Below are 19471 nucleotides of genomic sequence, written 5' to 3'. Positions count from 1 at the left end.
AAAGCCATGGCGTCGCTGGCAGCGGATCAACCGCGCTCTGGCGGCACCGACGACAGTTCGAACGGACTGCTGCTGCGCCGCTGGTTGCGGTCTTCCCGTGGCGTGGCGCCGAAGAAGTTGCGATAGGCGCTGGAGAAATGCGGCCCCGAGGAGAAACCGCAGGACAGGCCGATCTGAATGATCGACTTGCTGGTCTGCATCAACATCTGCCGGGCCTTGTTCAGGCGCAGTTCCAGGTAGTACTGGCTCGGCACGCGGTTGAGGTATTGCTTGAAGATCCGCTCCAGCTGGCGACGGGACACGCACACGTGCTGGGCGATTTCGTCGGTGGTCAGCGGTTCTTCGATGTTGGCTTCCATCAGCAACACCGCCTGGGTGAGCTTCGGATGGCTGGAGCCGAGACGGTTCTGCAATGGAATGCGCTGACGCTCGCCACCTTCACGGATGCGCTCGACCACCAGTTCTTCGGAAACTGCACCGGCCAGTTCAGCACCGTGATCACGGGCCAGCACCGCCAGCAACAAATCGAGTACCGACATGCCGCCGCACGCTGTCAGGCGATCGCGATCCCAATCGAACAGATGGCTGGTGGCGATGACTTTCGGGAAGCGTTCGGCGAAGTCGTCCTGCCAACGCCAGTGCACAGCAGCGCGATAACCGTCGAGCAGACCGAGTTGCGCCAACGGATACACACCGGCCGACAGACCGCCGATCACACAACCGGCGCGCACCAGTTGTTTCAGCGCGCTGCTGAGTGCCGGCGCCAGTGTGGTCGGCGGCTCATCGGCGAGCAGGAACAGTTTCTGGAAGTTTTCGAGCTTGCCGGCCCAAGGTTCGCCGGGCAGTTGCCATTCGCCTTCAAGCGGTGGCTCGGCTTGCAGGAACGACAATTCGTAAACCACGTCCGGATGCACACGCTGGGCAACACGCAAGGCCTCCTCTGCCAGCGCCAAAGTCAGAGCTTTAGTGCTGGGCCAAATCAGGAAACCAATTCGATGGGCAGTCATGGCGGGCGATCCGAAACGTAAACAGAGGGAAAAACCGAAATCGGCTGCAACCAAATTAGACCATCTGGCGCGCTGCGCAGCATGACCTAATTTGGTGCATAACGGGAGCGATTACTTGAGGCTGCCCGAGAGGAATTGTTGCAAACGTTCCGACTGCGGATTGACCAGCACTTCACGCGGGTTGCCGCTTTCTTCCACGACGCCTTTGTGCAGGAACACCAACTGGTTCGACACTTCACGGGCGAAGCCCATTTCGTGGGTCACCACCACCATGGTCCGGCCTTCCTGAGCGAGGGCCTGCATGACTTTCAGCACGTCGCCGACCAGTTCCGGGTCGAGGGCCGAAGTCGGTTCGTCGAACAGCATCACTTCCGGTTCCATCGCCAACGCACGGGCAATTGCCACACGCTGCTGCTCGCCACCGGACATGTGCCCCGGGAACGCGTCTTTACGATGGGCCACGCCGACCTTGTTCAGGTAGTGCTCGGCTTTCTCGCGGGCTTCGGCCTTGGACACGCCCAGCACGTGAACGGGCGCTTCCATGATGTTTTCCAGCGCGGTCATGTGCGACCACAGGTTGAAGTGCTGGAACACCATCGACAGGCGCGAACGCATGCGTTGCAGCTGTTTCGGATCAGCGGCTTTCAGCGCGCCGTCCTTGTTCGCCACCAGCTTCAACTCTTCATTGTTGAGCAGGATCTTGCCCGCGTGCGGCTGCTCGAGCAGGTTGATGCAGCGCAGGAAAGTACTTTTGCCGGAGCCACTGGAGCCGATGATGCTGATCACATCGCCGGCGGCCGCTTTCAGGGAAACGCCCTTGAGCACTTCGTGACTGCCATAGCGTTTATGCAGGTCTTGGACTTCAAGTTTGTACATGCGGTCGGTTCTCACAAAAACAGTCAGTCGTTGAGCAAAGGGCCGTCGCGCAGCGCATCGCGCCCCGCCACTTTGGCCAGCCAGAAACCGGGTTGGGCGTAACGCAGCCGCTCAATGGCAAACAGCACCCCGGACGTACCAGCACACACCGTGCTGACCCGATCCGACAGCGGATCGATCACTTCAAAAATCTTGTCACCGGCTTCAACCCACTCGCCGGGCTTGCGCAGAAAACTCACCACGCCAGGATGCGGCGGCAGGAGCAGCTCCGTGCCTTCGAACGGCATGCCTTCGCATGGTTCGCGCTCGGCGCTTGGCCACTCGCCACGGATCAGGCCTTGTTCGGCGAGGAATGCCAGGATCCCGTCTGCCCAGGCTTCGGCCTGTGCAGGCGTGGTGTCAGCCTGTCCACCCAGTTCAACGGTGGTCGCCAGGCACGCCAGTGGAATCTGCGCGTCCGGGAACAGGCGCGACAGACGCAGCCACGGCAGCGAACAGGCTTCGTCGAACGAGCTGCCACCGGAATCTTCCGCCAGCAGGCCGACCTTCACGTCCAGGTGCGCAGCGAGCGAACGCCACTGCGGCCAGTGTTGCGGCAAGGCATACATGTGCAGTGCGGCTTCGCAGTCGCAATGCAGGTCCAGCACCACATCGGCGGTGGCGGCATGTTGCAGCAGGATGCGCTGCATGCCTTGCAACTGGCTGCTGGCCTCGGGCAATGCGGCCAGGTGATCGGCCATCGCCTGACGGATCAGACGGATGTTGGCGTGCGGATCATCACCGAGTTGTCCTTGAAGCTTAGCGGCCACCGGCGCGCTGAGCTCGACGAAATCACGGTTGAAATTCTTGCCGCTGCCGGCCTCGAAGCGCCCCTGGTGGTTGCCTTGCAGCAACTGGCCAAGACCCAGCGGGTTGGCCACGGGCACCAGCTCGATGACGCCGTTGAGCAGGCCTTTGGCTTCGAGTTCGCCGAGGCGTTTTTTCAGTTCCCAGGCGGTACGCATGCCGGGCAATTCGTCGGCGTGGAGGCTGGCCTGGATGTAGGCCTTACGCTCACCGCTACCGAAGCGAAATACCGAAATCCGGCGCTCGCTGCCCAGGTGGCTCCACGGCAGAACGTGGTCGATGCGTTCCATATCAGTGCTTCCTCGGGGCCAGGTAGCTCAGCCAGCGACGCTCGGCCAGCTTGAACAGGCGCACCAGAATGAAGGTCAGACACAGGTAGAACACGCCGGCGGTGATGTACGCCTCGAACGGCAGGTAGAACTGCGCGTTGACGGTACGGGCCGCGCCGGTGATGTCGATCAGGGTCACGATGGAGGCCAGACTGGTGGTCTGCAGCATCATGATCACTTCGTTGCTGTACTGCGGCAGTGCCCGGCGCAGGGCCGATGGCAACAGGATGCGCTGGTACATCTTGAAGCGCGACATGCCCATGGCCTTGGCCGCTTCGATCTCGCCGTTCGGCGTGGCCTTCAGGCTGCCGGCGATGATTTCGGCGGTGTAGGCGCTGGTGTTGATCGCGAATGCCAGGCACGCACAGAACGTTGCGCTGGACAGCCACGGCCAGAGGAAGCTTTCACGCACCGTTTCGAACTGAGCCAGACCGTAGTAGATCAGGAACAGTTGAACCAGCATCGGTGTGCCGCGAATCACGTAAGTGAAGAGCCACGCCGTCATGTTGACGACGGCATTCTTCGAGACGCGCATCAGCCCCAGCGGCAGGGCCGCAAGCAGACCGAAGAACAGCGACAGCGCGAGCAACTTGAGGGTGGTGACCAGACCGCCGAGGTACAGCGGCAGGGCCTCCCAAATGACGTTGTAGTCGAAGATCATAGATCAGCCGCCCTTACGCCTACCGAGTAGCGCTTCTCAAGGTGACGCAGCGCCAGCAACGAGACACTGGTGATCACCAGGTACATCGCCGCCACTGCGAGGAAGAAGGTGAAAGGCTCGCGGGTGGCGTCGGCCGCCTGCTTGGCCTTGAACATCATGTCTTGCAGACCGACCACGGAAATCAGCGCGGTGGCCTTGGTCAACACCAGCCAGTTGTTGGTGAAGCCCGGAATCGCCAGACGAATCATCTGCGGCACCAGCACGCGAAAGAACACTTGGACGCTGCTCATGCCGTACGCCATGCCCGCTTCGGCCTGACCTTTGGGGATCGCCATGAACGCGCCACGGAAGGTTTCCGACAGGTACGCACCGAAGATGAAACCGAGGGTGCCGATACCGGCGGCCAACGGGTTCAGGTCGATGTAGTCGTCATAGCCGAGCATCGGCGCGACGCGGTTGAGCAAGTCCTGGCCGCCGTAGAAGATCAGCAGGATCAGCACCAGATCGGGAATCCCGCGGATCACCGTGGAATACAGATCGCCCAGCCAGGCCAGCCAGCGCACTGGCGACAGGCGCAATGCGACACCGATCAGCCCGAGAACGATGGCCAGGGCCATGGACGACAAGGCGAGCTGAAGCGTCAGCCAAGCGCCATCGAGGATGACAGCCCCGTAGCCTTTCAACATGATTCAGGTCCTCGAAAGTTGGGATGAAAAAATGGCGCAAACCGCAGAGATCCTGTTGCTTGCGCCATTTCGGACGGGTCGAGCGACGTCTTTACTTGCCGTAAATGTCGAAGTCGAAGTACTTGTCCTGGATTTGCTTGTACTTGCCGTTTTCGCGAATGGCCGCGATGGCAGTATTGATCTTGTCTTTCAGGGCGTCGCCCTTGCGCACCGCGATACCTACGCCGTCGCCGAAGTATTTGACGTCGGTGAAGGCCGGGCCGACGAACGCGAAGCCTTTGCCGGCGTCGGTTTTCAGGAAGCCGTCATTCAACAGCGTAGCGTCAGCCACGGTGCCGTCGAGGCGACCGGCGGCCACGTCGAGGTAGATTTCGTTCTGCGAGCCGTATGGCTTGATTTCGGCACCCAGCGGGGCCAGGACTTCGCGGGCGAAACGCTCGTGGATCGAACCACGCTGCACGCCGATGTTCTTGCCCTTCAGCTCGGTCAGGCCTTCGCTGACAGCGGTGCCTTCTTTCATGACCAGGCGAGCTGGGGTGTTGTAGTACTTGTTGGTGAAGTCCACGGACTTCTTGCGGTCGTCAGTGATGGACATGGACGACAGGATCGCGTCGATCTTGCGCACTTTCAGTGCCGGGATCAGACCGTCGAATTCTTGCTCGACCCACTGGCACTTGACCTTCATCTCTTCGCACAGGGCGTTGCCGATGTCGTAGTCGAAACCGACGATGCTGCCGTCCGGCGCTTTGGAAGCAAATGGAGGGTAAGCCGCTTCGATACCGATCTTCAGAGGCTTTTCATCGGCGAATGTCGGCAGGGACAGCACGGACAGTGCCAGGGCGCCAAGCAGCACAAGTTTCTTCATCTTGGGACTCCATCGGTAAAGGGCAAAAACGGCAGAGTGAGCGACAGCCCAATATGCGAATGGGTGAATCGGGAAAGCGGTGCTGCATCTGTGGGAAATTTCCCATTGAAACCGTCAGCGATTTCAACACGAGCCACGACGAGCGAGTGATCGGCATTCTAACGACAGGCCCGAAGCCGATATTTCTTCAATGCGACAACTAATTACAGATGCACCGAGAAACCCGCTTGAGCACATTGACAGCTCCGCAATTTCATGCAAGAGCGAAAGACAGTGAACCGATCTATGCTGCAAATTGCGGGCCTATTATTCGCAAACCCTTCTAATCCGGCAAGCGCGGGGTGATGTCTTATTTTTCACAGGGTGTTTTGAGGCCCTGAAACAGGGCGCAGCGTTTCCCATCGCCCCGTTGCGGAGCAGGCGGTTACACATTCAGTTACTTGAAGGCTGAGGGGTAACAGTGGGAATAGGCTGACAGAGCAATTCGATAATTATTGGCCGAAGATCGCCCGCGCCCTGAATCCGGCCACACCCCGTAACTGATCGTTCCCACGCTCCGCGTGGGAATGCAGCCCGGGACGCTCTGCGTCCCACGAGCGGACGCGGAGCGTCCAGAGAGGCGTTACCACGCGGAGCGTGGGAACGATCACGCCACAAATGAAAAAGCCCCGCCCGACGTGATGCCGGACGGGGCTTTTCAGCCTTCAGACCCGCCGCTTACGCGACGTTCATGGTCTTGTGCGTATCGATCAGATGCTGCACCACACCCGGATCGGCCAGGGTGGAGATGTCGCCCAACCCGTCATATTCGGCCGTGGCGATCTTGCGCAGGATGCGACGCATGATCTTGCCCGAACGGGTTTTCGGCAACCCCGGCGCCCACTGGATCACGTCCGGCGAAGCAATCGGCCCGATCTCCTTGCGCACCCAGTTCTTCAACTCCAGGCGCAGCTGCTCGCTCGGTTCTTCGCCATTCTTCAAGGTGACGTAGACATAAATGCCCTGCCCCTTGATGTCGTGCGGCACACCGACCACCGCCGCTTCGGCGACTTTCGGGTGAGCGACCATCGCGCTTTCGATCTCGGCGGTACCCATGCGGTGGCCGGACACGTTGAGCACGTCGTCCACACGACCGGTGATCCAGTAGTAACCGTCGGCATCGCGACGAGCACCGTCACCGGTGAAGTACATGCCACGGAAGGTCTTGAAGTAAGTGTCGACGAAACGATCGTGGTCGCCGTACAGGGTGCGCGCCTGACCCGGCCACGAGTCGAGAATCACCAGATTGCCCTCAGCCTCGCCCTCGATGATGTTGCCGAGGTTATCCACCAGCGCCGGCACCACACCGAAGAACGGACGCGCTGCCGAACCCGGCTTCAGGGTATGAGCGCCCGGCAGCGGGCTCATCATGTTGCCGCCGGTTTCGGTCTGCCACCAGGTGTCGACGATCGGGCAACGGGACTTGCCGACGTTCTTGTAGTACCAGTCCCAGGCTTCCGGGTTAATCGGCTCGCCCACCGAACCGAGCAGGCGCAGGCTGCTGCCGTCCGCGCCTTCAACAGCAGCGGTGCCGGAGGCCATCATCGCGCGGATCGCAGTCGGCGCGGTGTAGAGGATATTGACCTTGTGCTTGTCGACGATCTTCGCCACCCGGGTGATGTCCGGGTAGTTCGGCACGCCTTCGAACAGCAGCGTGGTCGCGCCGTTGGCCAGCGGGCCATAGACAATGTAGGAGTGACCGGTGACCCAGCCGACGTCGGCGGTGCACCAGTAGATTTCACCCGGACGGTAGTCGAACACGCGCTCGTGAGTCATGGCCGCGTACAACAGATAGCCGCCAGTGGTGTGTTGCACGCCCTTCGGCTTGCCGGTGGAGCCGGAGGTATAAAGGATGAACAGCGCTTCTTCAGCGCCCATCTCTTTCGGCGCGCAGACGGTGCCCGCCACTTTCATCAGGTCTTCGTACCAGATGTCGCGATGCTGGTTCCACTTGATGTCGCCGCCGGTGCGCTTGCACACGATGACTTTCTGGATGCTGCTGGTTTCCGGGTTGGTCAGAGCGTCATCGACGTTGGCCTTGAGGGAAATTTTCTTGCCGGCACGGATGCCTTCGTCAGCGGTGATCACCACTTTCGAGCGGCAGTCGATGATGCGACCGGCCAGAGCTTCCGGCGAGAAACCGCCGAACACCACCGAGTGAATCGCGCCGATCCGGGTGCAGGCCAGCATGGCGACCACGGCTTCAGGGATCATCGGCATATAGATGGTCACCACGTCGCCGCGGTGCACGTCCTGGCCACGCAGGGCGTTGGCGAACTTGCAGACTTGTTCATGCAGTTCGCGGTAGGTGATGTTGCGGCTTTCGGAAGGATCGTCGCCTTCCCAGATGATGGCGACCTGATCGCCGCGCTCGGCCAGATGACGGTCGAGACAGTTGTAGGAAACGTTCAGGGTGCCGTCGGCAAACCACTTGATGTCGACATGGTGATCGTCGAACGAAGTCTGTTTCACCGTGGTGAAAGGCTTGATCCAGTCGAGGCGCTTGGCTTGTTCGCGCCAGAAGCCGTCAGGGTTGACGACCGACTGTTGGTACATGGCTTTGTAGGTCGCCTCGTCGGTCAGCGTATTGGCCAGAACCTCGGGACGAACGGGATACAGGGAAGCCGCACTCATCTTTCCTACCTCGGTGTAATAGTTGTTTTTGTATGACCCTGTTGTAGCCGGGGCGCCCGTATAGAACCATTCGACGATGGTAGTAACAAGCCCCTACAAAACATCCAGATACCCCGGAGGCGCGCGACCAATACCTTTGCGAAACACCCTGCAACCCTTGTGGGATCTGGCCTGCAAGCGATTCGGGCGAGTCGATTGCTCAGGAAAGTCGCATCACCGACATCACGATATCCGCCGATTGTTACCAAATCTGCCAAAGGTGTTTATCAAAACCGAGTCTGTTTACCCCCTCCCCGCCTCCCTAGAATTCACCTCGCCGACAAGGCAAAGCGATTAACAACGTTACAGCCCCCACGAAGGCCGTTAATCCAGCTCTTAAGTAACAAACCAAAACGATGAAGTTCCACACGCAACCCCAAAAAGGTTGCGTGACCCCACTCGACCTCAAGAAGGTAAATTTCAAATGAAAGCTTTATTGGTTCTGGCCCTCAGCAGTCTGTGCGCAACCGCCATGGCAGACGAGGTCCCGACTGATGTCGCACAGCAACAACCGGCCATCGAGGAATACACTTACTCCACTCACCTGGACATCGCCAACGTTGTATCGATGAGCGAAGTTCCGAATGTCTGCGAAGTGGTTCCGATGAAAATGGAGTACGACGACTCCACCGGCCAGCGCCACATCCTGCGTTACAGCGTGATGGGTAACGGCTGCACCAATTGATGGTTTGAGACTGCACCGAATCGGATCACTCAGCGCAACATTGAGGGTCGATTCCAGCCCGGCTTCGGTCGGGCTCAGTTGTGTTTGAAGGGACGTAAAAGGGTTGCAAAACACAAGATATAGTGAAAAACGCGGTTTTTTGCTCGTTTTTTGAGCAATCAATCACACGCAGAAAAATTAATGAAAAAAAATTCTCCGGGGCCAATCCCGGCGAAAGCCCTGTAAACCCTCGCTCCGATCGAAATCACCCTCTCGCTCGACCGCCCTGCGCTGTTTCGCCCTCCCCCACGCCGGTGTTTTTTTCCCTATAATGCCGCCCAATCGGGTCAGCAATATTCCCTTACAGGGATCAAAGCCATTCTGAAGCCCCGCAGCAGCGACAACGCTGACCTGCGCCCGTCAGAGGCTCTCGGAAACCCGTACAAAATTCTGTTTTATTGCCTGCCTTAGCTGCTGCAAAAAACGATTCCTTAAGATCCAACGCGGCCAGTACGGTCGTGTGAAAAACCAACCATCAGTTTTCACACGGGCATCTGGCCCTCACGCAGGAGACGACACGTCATGCTGAGCTGGGACGAATTCGACAAAGAAGACAGTGAAGTAGCCGTAAAAGGCGCCAACGCCGGCCACGCTACCGAAGCCAACATGGACCGCCTCGACAGCGCCGGCGGTGCCGCTGCTCTCGAAGCCCGCGCCGTGACCGCCGCTGACTCGGCCGCCGTGGCCCGCGCCAAGGCTGCACTGGATTCCCTCGACGTCGCCGAAGGCCTCGCCGAACTCGAAGGCTCCGCCGCCCGTGTCGCCGTTGACGAAAAGCGCATGATCAACTGCCGCGCCGACCTCAACCAGCTCGTGCCATTCAAGTACGACTGGGCCTGGCAGAAATACCTGGACGGCTGCGCAAACCACTGGATGCCGCAAGAAGTCAACATGACCGCCGACATCGCCCTCTGGAAAAACCCGGAAGGCCTGACCGACGACGAGCGCCGCATCGTGATGCGCAACCTCGGCTTCTTCTCCACCGCCGACTCCCTGGTTGCCAACAACCTGGCCCTGGCCGTGTACCGCCTGATCACCAACCCGGAATGCCGCCAGTACATCCTGCGCCAGGCGTTCGAAGAGGCGATCCACACCCACGCCTACCAGTACTGCATCGAATCGCTGGGCATGGATGAAGGCGAGATCTTCAACATGTACCACGAGATCCCGTCGGTCGCGAAAAAAGCCGCCTGGGGCCTGAAATACACCCGCGCCATCTCCGACCCGGAATTCAACACCGGCACCGTCGAAACCGACAAAGAACTGCTGCGCAACCTGATCGCCTACTACTGCGTTCTGGAAGGCATCTTCTTCTACTGCGGCTTCACCCAGATCCTCTCCATGGGCCGCCGCAACAAAATGACCGGCGTCGCCGAGCAGTTCCAGTACATCCTGCGCGACGAATCCATGCACCTGAACTTCGGCATCGACGTGATCAACCAGATCAAAATCGAAAACCCACACCTGTGGGACGCCGAAATGAAGGAAGAAGCTTCGCAGATGATCCTGCAAGGCACTCAACTGGAAATCGAATACGCACGTGACACCATGCCTCGCGGCGTACTGGGCATGAACGCGGCGATGATGGAGGACTACCTGAAGTTCATCGCCAACCGTCGTCTGTCGCAGATCGGTTTGAAGGAAGAGTACCCAGGGACGACTAACCCGTTCCCTTGGATGAGCGAGATTATGGACTTGAAGAAAGAGAAGAATTTCTTTGAGACTCGTGTGATCGAATACCAAACTGGTGGTGCTCTGAGCTGGGACTAATCGTCTCGCGCGTCACGATTTGACGATTGCTGCTTGAGTCGTCGAATTGAGAAAGCAAAAAGCCCCGATTTGATCGGGGCTTTTTTATGGGCGACTGGTTGCCCTTTTCCGTCCCTACGTTGCAGAGTTCAATCTCCTACAGCACTTACAGCCGCTTCGCATTGAAGCCAACTGCAAGCACCTCTAAGCTCAATTGCAGGTGCCTAAGAAACACCCAACGTAGAAAGCTTGGCCAGTTACACAGACGTACATGTCGTCGGTGGAGCTGCCCCGCTCGTTGGGATTTCTTAAGTCCACTCTACGTTGGGGTCAGGCCCTCCAAAAATCTAACGTAGAGGTAATGGATATGCCCGATCCTTTTTCTGTAACAGTCTTCTCTCGTCACAACCTCGCACTACACGCCCTTCTGCTCGAAAACCAAACGTGGTTCTGCGCTCGCGATGTCGGCCGCTTGATGGGTGTCCATCTGTGCGAACGCATGGTCAATAAGCTAGACAAGGATCAACGTCGCGTTTTGTGGATTGAGTATTTTCGGCAACCTGAAAAGCAACTGATGCTCAGCGAGTCCGGTGTGTATGCGCTGCTGGTGTACCACTACGTTCCCGGGAATCGGTTGTTACGTGAATGGCTGACTCATCAGGTGGTACCGGCCTTGCGTGATGCAGAACACTCGGGACATTCAGATCGGCCGATGTTGAGTTTGTTAGATTGGCCGGAGATGTCATTGAGTCTGCTGCATTGGCAGGATGAAGGCTGGATTCGGCTGCGGGATATGCCTTATCTGCTATTCGATCAGACTCAACGGCAAGCGACAGTGGTTAAACCTTGGTGGAGGAGAGTCACCCAGCTGTTTCCGTCATCTAAGCACTCGATCGGTTAAGTATCGCGCTCGCAGGATCGCGGGATTTTCGCTGTCATTTTTTCATGTTTCGTATGCAGCGCTAGCTTCCGCAACTACCGAGGGTTCTCAATCCTCGGTAGCTGATCTATTAATCCATTTCGCACATTAGGTTAAATCGTCAAAAACCCAACGCCCACTGAGAACTCCTTTCAATTGCTCAACGCTTAGTAGCTGCTGGGGCTTTCTATGAATAATCGCGTGGCAATTTGCACAAAGCGGGATCAAGTCAGTCTCGGGATCCACAATCTGATCCTCGTCAAATTCGGAAATGGGCTTCACGTGGTGCACATGAATAAACCCCTTTGCATGAGCTCCGTATGCTTTCTCAAAATCAAAATCACAAGCTTTGCATTGAAGCCCGTGAATAGCGATTGCCTGCGCCCTCAGCTTTAGACAGCGTTCATATCTAACACCGTAGTAAATTATTTTTTTCCCTTCAGTACCAACGATCTTGGTTTCAAACTCCTGCGTGATATTGCTTGGACTGAACTCATCAATCGGAACTGACGTCAACGTCGCTCGGGATAAGATTTGGTCGAATACGGTTTGACCGATTGGGCGAACGCCATTCCACCAATAGTTTTTCTCAAGTTTTACAGGAATCTGCTCAAAATACTCTCCATCAGCTTTGATCGGGATCGCTGATTCAAATGGTTGGAAATCTTCAATGACAGCAAACCAATCACCCTGCTTGCTGTTCACATCCGCGTAAACCTTACCTATTCGAGCAACCCCAAAATAATGAGGCTGAGTACTCAGACGCTGCCCTGAAAAAGCCTTATTTTTCATCTTCCCTTTGTAATACAGCACCCTCGTTCCTTCGGCCAGAATCGCTCGGTACTGCTTCGGAAAGTGATAAGAGACTCCTGTTTCGTCGTCCCACTTTGACTCATCATTTTCGGCAATTACAGCTGGCATCCACTCACCTCCCTATCAGAGGGTGAAGACTACCAAATTTCAGGAAATCTCCTACACGATCAACAGAAGGCTCTCACTCGCAATTTAAAACAGAACCTAGAAAGCAGCGATCGAGCCTGTGTCGCAAAGAAAGCCCTTCCGAGATGCCGAACTTGGGCCGAAAAAATGAAGATGCTGGCTACTAAAGTGAATTAACAGGTGCGCCATCACGTACCTCCCGCTATTAATACCCCTCCCCCACTCAAGGACCCGAGCCCCACCATGAAATTCGACCTCGCCTACTGCCTCAGCCTCGACGACAAACTGTCGATCTATGACGTTCGCGATCTCAATTTCGATGAGACGGTGGCGTTCGACTCTGCGAAGGAGCATTTCCAGTGCCCCAACGACGCCTGTCGTGCGGCGTTCGATGCTTCCAACGAGTTGGGTACGTTCAACGCCAAGAATGTGAATTACGTGCGCACGCCGCACTTCAAGAATCTGCCCGGTACGCAGCATGTGGCGGGTTGTCCGTATGTGAGTTTGAAGACGTCGGCGTCGGGGGTTGAGGCGGCGGATGGGGAATTGGATGACGGGCGTGAGGAGCATTTCCCGTCGGAGTTGTTGCTGACGCGCCGTGAGTATGTGCGCAAGCCTGCTGTGCCTGCGGGGGCGGCGGATGTGTTGCGGGATGATCCGGTGCGGGTGGCGACTTCCCCTTCAAAAGAATCGCCGAGTCGTGAGACGGCGCCGGACAAGACCAGTGTCTTCGCTCACCCCGTGGAGTGTTTTGTGTCGAACTTCGCGGACAAGGATTTGCTCAAGCGCATGCCGTTGAAGATTGGCGAGCATACGGCGCCTTACAGTTCGTTCTTCAAGAAGATCGAGTACTTGATGGACAACAAGGGGCTGATTTACTGGGGCCGGATCAAGAAGATCGAGGACTTCCACAGCGCCAGTTTCCGGATCGATTTCGAAGACAAGGTCTGGTTCAAGAAACCGGATGACAGTAAGAAGAAGCCTTATCCGGTCAGTGTCTATCTCAACAAAAAGCTGATCGACAACTACCGCAAGCGCAAGGCGTTTCTGGAAGAAATCAAACACGCTATCGACAGTGATAAGGAGTTGTTCTGCTTCTTCTATGGTGTGACGCCGGAGTTGAAGCAGGTGCCGGGCAAGAAGAACCCCGAAAAACCTTTCGAGGTCTTCAATGCCAATATCGAGAACCTGGATCACTTCATCATTCGTGAAGCGCCGGGTCTGGCGTGACGGTTAGCCCTGGGGCAGTTGCAGTTTGACGGCGCCGGGGTGTTGTTTGATCAGGGAGTACGGCAGGATCGACCAGTCTGGTCGATCGCAAGAACGTTGTACGCGGGCGAAGTAGGCGCCCAAGTACAAACCTTTCGCAGTGAAGTACCACGGCGAAGAACCCCAAACGCTTTCTTCCGTGAAGTCGCAATCATCGTCTTGCGTTGGCTTCTTCATTTCTGCGGGGTACAGAGCGGTGAATTGCTTGATCAGCCAAGGCACCAGCTCTTTGTTTTCATACTGATAACGCGCGTCACTTTCAGCCGAGCTCAAAGGCTTGTCACCCAGGCTGTCTCGTTCGGCATGCAGCAGTGGCTTGCCCTCACCTACCCACAACACATCTTCGAGCGACAACGGATGACCAGTGCTCACATCAATGTTGAGGGGTGAATCACCGAAGTCCGGATGCGCGCCACCGCAGAAATAGCTGGTCGAGATGTTCAGGCTGACCACGGCAGGCGAAATCATTTTGGGTTCTGCGTCCTGCATGAACTCGACGTATTCCCCGCCCTGCAGTTGGCAACCGTGATAGCGGATGACCTCATTCCACAACCGTCCAAGCAACTGCTGGTTAACCCGTTGCAGATTATCTTTTGGCAGACCGGACTCTACGCTGAACAGCGAAATCTTTGACTCCGGTTCAATCCACCATTGCAGGGTGTAGCCCATGAAGTCTTGTTTCTTCAGCGGTTTGAGCTTGAGTCCCTGTAGTCGCAAATACTCATACGGCTCGCCGTTTGGCAGCGCGGCGATGAAGGGCAGCGTAGAAGTTGTCGGCTCTGGAAGCCTGGCCTCGGAAAGTTGCACTGTAAGCTTCTTGCCCTTCGGACTTTGCCACTCGCCCTGCCAGCCAGTGGCCGTTTCTTCCAGTTTCAAAGTCGGCAGTGGCTTGTCGTCGCTGTAGCGATTGTTGCCTTCAACCAGCGTCAGGGTGCTGTCCTGCAATGACCCGCTGAGGGGCAGGTCCCGATGGTATTTTTCGTAGAAGTAACGACCGGTCACTTCATCCGGTTGCTGGGTATTGAGCTCAACCACAATCGGCGTCTTGCCCAATGTGCCGGTGAAAACACGCCGGCCATCTTCGGCATGGGCAGTGGAAATCAATGTGAACAACGCCACGGCATATGGCGCCAGGCGTAACAGTCCCTTGAGCATGGATCGGTCCCTGAATGAGTCGGAAGTTGCGCCGGGACGTGGGTGCCGGCGCTGGAAAATTCGCGGCGGATTATGGCGGGGTTGTGCCCGGTAATCGAGAAATGTAATTCGAGATGCAACGTCGCGTCATGGCAGTTGCAGCGCAACACCACCCGGATGTTGTTTGACGATGTTGTACGGCAGAACACTCCAGTCCACGAATCCGCACACCGCTGCTACATGCGGAAACGATGGATCGAGCTTGATGCCTTGCTGTGTGAAATACCAACCCGGGAAGTCCCAAGGACCTTCATCGTTGTAGCCGCAGTCGTCTGTGCCTTCCGGCGTGATGGTCATGTCTTTCGGGTAGAGCCTGGTCAATTGGGCAACCAGCCAAGGCGCTAACTCCGTGGTGCGGTACTTTGACCAGACATCAGACGAACCGGATGATGTGTCGATGTAGTCGTCGCGCTCTTCATGACGTACTGGCTGGCCCTGCCCGACCCACAGGACATCTTCGAGGGTCAGTAACTTGCCGCTCTTTGTATCGATATTGAGCGCTTCCTGGTTTTGATCCGGATAGGCCCCGCCACAGAAGTATTCGGTTGAAATGCGCACGCTCATCACTGCCGATGACATCCACAGTGGTTGACTGGATTGAGCGTAATAACCGCCGCAGCCATATGACGACAACACTTGACCCCACAAACGCGCCATCAACTGCTGATTGATACGCTGACGCTCCTCAGGGGAGTAACCCGAGACCACTTCGAAGAGTGAAGTTTTGGTCTGCGGCTCGCTCCACCATTGCAGCGTATAGCCCATGAAAGTGTCGACCTTGCCTTTCTTGAGCGTGACGCCCTGCAACCGCAAGTACTCGTAAGGTGCATGATCATGCAACTTGGCCAGATAGGGTAAGGAGCCGGCGGGTACTTCGGGAATGATGGCTGGCTTCAACTCCATCCTCAGAGATTTACCGGCGGTACTTGTCCACTCGCCACTCCAACCATCAAGTGCTGGCTGCAGGCGAAGGGTCGGGCGGGAGTTCTCCATCCGCGAACCTTCTTCCAGCACAAGTGTTTCCCCCTCCATGGCACCGTCGAGTGCCAGATCCTTGCGGTACTTTTTATAGAAGTACCGCCCCTCTCCGGTGCGAGCATTTATTTCGAGGACGATGGGCGATTTACCCAGAGTACCGGTGTACACCTGCGCGCCGCTGTCGGCCCAGGTCGGCGTCGGCACAAACAAACCCGTCAGCAAAAAAACACCGAAAAGGCGCAACAGTCCTCGGAGCATCACTTCATCCTTGAGTAAACGAGCCGTTGCTCGCAAAAAGTAGCCGCGGATTATGTAGTGGTTGCAGTGGGGAATCGAGCAACTTCAGATTCAATTCACGCACATGCTGATCATCACAATCACTAGTAGCGCGACATACACCCACGCATGCACCCGATCCGGTATCCGCCCGATCCACGGCGTCGCCAGTCGAATCCCCAGCATCGAGCCCAGCGTCAGTACCGCAAACGCCAGCAGATCCACATACCCGATAAACCATGGCCCGAGGTCTGTCTCGCTGAACCCCGCCATCACCATGTACGTCAGCGTCCCCGCCAATGCCACAGGCACACTCAATGGATTGGCCATCGACGTCGCCTGCGACATGCTCAACCCGCAACGCCGCAATAACGGCACGGTCATGACGCTTCCTCCTACACCGAGAAACGTCGCGATGGTGCCAATGCCTACACCACCGCCGGACGTTTCCACCGTTCCCAATCGCTGTGGGATGACGCCTTCGGACTGTGTGAGAAAGCCGCGTCGCAGCAGGCAATCGACAATCGTCACGCCGAGGTAGGCGATGAAGGTATAACGAATGACTTCGCCACTGACCCATACCGCCGCCATTGCGCCGACGATAGCGCCTAACCCGATGAACCCGCCCAAGGGCCACAGGTAATCCCGGATCAGGTTGCCGGCGCGGCGGTGTTTGTCGGTCGCTATCAGGGCGTTGACGATCATCACGCAGGTCGAGGTGGCGACGGCGATGTGCATGGCCGATTGACCGATGGGGTCGTCGACGCCGTGGCTGGCGGTGAGCATGCGGTACAGCAGCGGCACGACGACGAAGCCGCCGCCGAAACCGCCGCCGAAACCGAAGAGCACGGCGGTGACGCCAGTCAGGCAGCCGAAGAGTGTCAGCAGGAGGTAGAACATGGCGCGTCGTCCGTAGTTTGGGAGCATTCGACGATAGAGCGGCGGCGCTTGGCCTGCCTCAGCAAGTCAGCCAATAATGTTTGCGTTTACGCCAATCGCTGGATGCCGCTCGATGCGCAATGTTTCGATCAACCTGCTGGACGACACACCACGCCCGGTGGTGGCGATCGGTACGGATTATTCCCACGGCTATCTGTTGCCACGTCATACGCATCGGCGGGCGCAATTGTTGTACGGCGCGACCGGGGTGATGCAGGTCAGCACTCATGACGGCAACTGGGTGGTGCCGCCGCAGCGGGCGGTATGGATTCCGCCGGGGGTGGCGCATGAGGTGTTGATGCTGGGGGTCAGCACTCGCAGTTTGTATATCGAGCCGGGGGCGGTGAATCTGGGTGAGCGTTGTCAGGTGATCAGTGTGTCGCCGTTGATGCGGCATTTGCTGATGGAGGCGGTGGAGCTGCCGCTGACCTATGACCTTGCCGGGCGTGACGGCGTGCTGATCGATTTGTTGCTGCATGAATTGGTGCGCAGTGCACCGCTGCCGTTGCATATACCGCTGCCGTCTGACGGAAGACTGCTCGAACTGTGTCAGACCTTTCTGCATCAGCCGAACGCCCACCAGTCGCCCCTGCAATGGGCCGATCAGCTGCACGTAAGCTTGCGCACCTTCAACAGACTGTTCCGTCAGCAGACCGGCCTGAGTTTCAGTCAATGGCGCCAGCGCGCCTGCGTGGTACTGGCGCTGGCACGGCTGGCGGCGGGTGAGGCGGTGACGCGGATTGCCCTGGATTTCGGCTATGACAGCCCGGCGGCGTTCTCGACAATGTTTCGTCGGATCCTCGGTCAGGCACCGTCCGTCTGGTTGGAGGCGGCGAACTAGGGCAAATCAAAAAATGCGTTTGATCCCGGCCGAAAACAACTGTACAAAAACACAGTACATTTTCCATCAGCACTCTCGAGCCCGGAGCACACCATGGCCTCTTCAGCGATGAACCTCATCCTCGAACGTATCGCCCTTTTCCAGTTCACCCCGACGCATTGCGCCCAGGCCCGAGGGATGTTGGGCTGGAGCGTGGAACAACTGTCGCGGGAGGCAGGGGTTTCGGTAGACGATATTCAGCGATTCGAAGCGCAGCAGGACGTGGCGGATTCGGCGCGGCTGGCGTTGACCTATCGGTTTGAGGCGCAGGGGCTGGTGTTCTTTCCGGGGTTTGCGCCGGGGCGTTCGACAAGCAATGGTTCGACGGTTGAATCGGTGCGTGGGGACTATGCGATGGCGGAGTGATTCGGTCCGCCTCATGGAGGCGAACCTGCGTCAGTGAGTCAGGCCCCTTGCACCACCGCCTCACTCGCCCCTTCAACCGCCAACCACCACGCATGCCCGCGTTGCGGCTGTGCCAGATTAAACGCCTCGCCCATTTGCGGGGTGGTAATGGAAACGCTGCGCTCCCAGGCCAGTGCAAGAATGCGATCAAAGGGTTCGTGCCACGCATGCATCGCCAGATCGAACGTGCCGTTGTGAATCGGAAATAACCAGCGACCCTTGAGATCGATGTGGGCTTGCAGGGTTTCTTCCGGTTGCATGTGCACGTGGGGCCATTCGACGTTGTAGGCGCCGGTTTCCATCAGGGTCAGGTCGAACGGGCCGTACTGTTCGCCGATGCGTTTGAAGCCGTCGAAGTAGCCGCTGTCGCCGCTGAAGAAGATTCGTGTATCGCCATCGATGATCACCCACGAAGCCCACAGGGTCTGATTGCCATCGAACAGGCCACGGCCGGAGAAGTGCTGCGACGGGGTGGCGATGAAGCGGATGCCGGCGACTTCGGTGCCCTGCCACCAGTCGAACTGGCGGATCTTGCTGGCATCGATGCCCCATTTGACCAGCGTGTCACCGACGCCCAGCGGGGTCAGGAACACGTTGACCTTGTCCGCCAGTTTCAACACCGCTTCGTAGTCGAGATGGTCGTAATGGTTGTGCGACAGAATCACCGCTTCGATCGGTGGCAACTCGTCGATGCTGATCGGTGGCTGATGGAAACGTTTCGGGCCGGCCCATTGCACGGGCGAGGCGCGCTCGGCGAAGACCGGGTCGGTGATCCAGAATTTGTCTTGCAGCTTCAGCAGCAAGGTCGAGTGACCGAGGCGAAAGACGCTGTGATTGGGGGCGGCGATCAGGTCGGCACGGGTCAGCGGCTGTACCGGAATGGCCGACGCAGGACGCGTGTTGCGCGGTTTATGGAAGATCATGTTCCACATGATGCGCAGCATCTTTCGCACGCCTTCGCGCTGCACCGGGGCGTGGTTACGGAACGTCCCTTCTGCCTGGCGCGAAGCTTCAGGTACAGGACTGACCGCGGAAGAAATTGATTTGGCCATGACTGAATGACTCCAGAAAAACCGCGCAATTCACGGTTTTCCACGGTGGGACGATAAATGGCCAAGGCACGCACGCATCAGCCGGACATCTGGTTTTAGGTTGCACCGATTAACGCAACATTACACTGCTCGGTGTACTTTCTAGGTTGCATCAAACCGGATGAC

At 57.7% G+C, this 19471-nt stretch carries 18 protein-coding genes; 6 read left to right on the top strand and 12 right to left on the bottom strand.

The annotated features are described in order from the left end of the window. Positions 1-26 precede the first annotated feature (26 nt). The 7 genes from argR to acs form a co-directional block, all read right to left on the bottom strand. Positions 27-1007, bottom strand: a complete 981-nt coding sequence (gene argR / locus AC1RR7_RS18050) for a transcriptional regulator ArgR (RefSeq protein WP_273540237.1) — start codon at positions 1005-1007, stop codon at positions 27-29. A 111-nt stretch (positions 1008-1118) separates the two neighbouring features. Further along, entirely contained in the window at positions 1119-1883 is a 765-nt protein-coding gene (locus AC1RR7_RS18045) for an ABC transporter ATP-binding protein (protein ID WP_003227281.1), read from the bottom strand. Between the two features lie 23 nt (positions 1884-1906). Beyond that, complete coding sequence (locus AC1RR7_RS18040) at positions 1907-3019, bottom strand: succinylglutamate desuccinylase/aspartoacylase family protein (protein WP_102621032.1); 1113 nt, start codon at positions 3017-3019, stop codon at positions 1907-1909. Position 3020: 1 nt separating this feature from the next. After that, complete coding sequence (locus AC1RR7_RS18035; protein ID WP_102621033.1) at positions 3021-3719, bottom strand: ABC transporter permease; 699 nt, start codon at positions 3717-3719, stop codon at positions 3021-3023. Further along, the gene (locus tag AC1RR7_RS18030) at positions 3716-4405 is read right to left on the bottom strand and encodes an ABC transporter permease (RefSeq protein WP_096818114.1); all 690 of its coding nucleotides are present in this window, start codon (positions 4403-4405) and stop codon (positions 3716-3718) included. The genes AC1RR7_RS18035 and AC1RR7_RS18030 overlap by 4 nt, the downstream gene beginning before the upstream one ends. Before the next feature lie 91 nt (positions 4406-4496). Then, positions 4497-5270: an ABC transporter substrate-binding protein gene (locus tag AC1RR7_RS18025; protein ID WP_096818116.1), complete on the bottom strand. Its 774-nt coding sequence runs from the start codon at positions 5268-5270 to the stop codon at positions 4497-4499. Positions 5271-5987: 717 nt separating this feature from the next. Beyond that, complete coding sequence (gene acs, locus AC1RR7_RS18020) at positions 5988-7943, bottom strand: acetate--CoA ligase (RefSeq protein ID WP_102621034.1); 1956 nt, start codon at positions 7941-7943, stop codon at positions 5988-5990. A gap of 463 nt (positions 7944-8406) precedes the next feature. Between acs and AC1RR7_RS18015 the strand changes: the two genes are divergently transcribed. The 3 genes from AC1RR7_RS18015 to AC1RR7_RS18005 all read left to right on the top strand — a co-directional run bounded on the left by AC1RR7_RS18015 (position 8407) and on the right by AC1RR7_RS18005 (position 11356). Then, positions 8407-8667 carry a DUF2790 domain-containing protein gene (locus AC1RR7_RS18015; RefSeq protein ID WP_102621035.1) on the top strand — a complete coding sequence of 87 codons (261 nt, stop codon included), beginning with the start codon at positions 8407-8409 and terminating at the stop codon, positions 8665-8667. A gap of 561 nt (positions 8668-9228) precedes the next feature. After that, positions 9229-10476, top strand: a complete 1248-nt coding sequence (locus AC1RR7_RS18010; protein ID WP_096818122.1) for a ribonucleotide-diphosphate reductase subunit beta — start codon at positions 9229-9231, stop codon at positions 10474-10476. Positions 10477-10822: 346 nt separating this feature from the next. Further along, entirely contained in the window at positions 10823-11356 is a 534-nt protein-coding gene (locus tag AC1RR7_RS18005; RefSeq protein ID WP_134334342.1) for a BRO-N domain-containing protein, read from the top strand. Positions 11357-11482: 126 nt separating this feature from the next. Here the strand turns inward: AC1RR7_RS18005 and AC1RR7_RS18000 are convergent, their stop codons facing one another. Then, positions 11483-12295: an HNH endonuclease gene (locus AC1RR7_RS18000; RefSeq protein WP_493158089.1), complete on the bottom strand. Its 813-nt coding sequence runs from the start codon at positions 12293-12295 to the stop codon at positions 11483-11485. A 261-nt stretch (positions 12296-12556) separates the two neighbouring features. Here AC1RR7_RS18000 and AC1RR7_RS17995 point away from each other — a divergent pair, with 261 nt between their 5' ends. Further along, positions 12557-13543, top strand: a complete 987-nt coding sequence (locus tag AC1RR7_RS17995; protein ID WP_493158088.1) for a hypothetical protein — start codon at positions 12557-12559, stop codon at positions 13541-13543. A gap of 3 nt (positions 13544-13546) precedes the next feature. Here AC1RR7_RS17995 and AC1RR7_RS17990 read toward each other — a convergent pair whose 3' ends face one another. The 3 genes from AC1RR7_RS17990 to AC1RR7_RS17980 all read right to left on the bottom strand — a co-directional run bounded on the left by AC1RR7_RS17990 (position 13547) and on the right by AC1RR7_RS17980 (position 16930). Further along, positions 13547-14737, bottom strand: coding sequence for a hypothetical protein (locus tag AC1RR7_RS17990; protein ID WP_493158087.1), 1191 nt, complete (start codon positions 14735-14737; stop codon positions 13547-13549). Positions 14738-14863: 126 nt separating this feature from the next. Further along, positions 14864-16012, bottom strand: a complete 1149-nt coding sequence (locus AC1RR7_RS17985) for a hypothetical protein (protein ID WP_493158086.1) — start codon at positions 16010-16012, stop codon at positions 14864-14866. A gap of 90 nt (positions 16013-16102) precedes the next feature. After that, positions 16103-16930: a sulfite exporter TauE/SafE family protein gene (locus tag AC1RR7_RS17980; protein ID WP_493158085.1), complete on the bottom strand. Its 828-nt coding sequence runs from the start codon at positions 16928-16930 to the stop codon at positions 16103-16105. Between the two features lie 112 nt (positions 16931-17042). On the opposite strand from AC1RR7_RS17980, the gene AC1RR7_RS17975 reads away from it, so the two are divergent. Both AC1RR7_RS17975 and AC1RR7_RS17970 read left to right on the top strand, forming a co-directional pair. Next, on the top strand, positions 17043-17810 hold the full coding sequence (locus AC1RR7_RS17975; protein WP_493158084.1) for an AraC family transcriptional regulator: 768 nt from the start codon (positions 17043-17045) through the stop codon (positions 17808-17810). Positions 17811-17903: 93 nt separating this feature from the next. Further along, positions 17904-18215, top strand: coding sequence for a helix-turn-helix domain-containing protein (locus AC1RR7_RS17970; RefSeq protein WP_493072559.1), 312 nt, complete (start codon positions 17904-17906; stop codon positions 18213-18215). 38 nt (positions 18216-18253) lie between these two features. On the opposite strand, the gene AC1RR7_RS17965 is transcribed toward AC1RR7_RS17970, so the two are convergent. Further along, positions 18254-19306, bottom strand: coding sequence for an MBL fold metallo-hydrolase (locus AC1RR7_RS17965; RefSeq protein ID WP_493072558.1), 1053 nt, complete (start codon positions 19304-19306; stop codon positions 18254-18256). Positions 19307-19471: the final 165 nt, after the last annotated feature.

It is taken from the genome of Pseudomonas sp. GW821-FHT11G12 (genome assembly GCF_058808055.1).
Note: the sequence above shows the minus strand (reverse complement) of the source record. Positions and strands in the feature narration are given on the sequence as shown.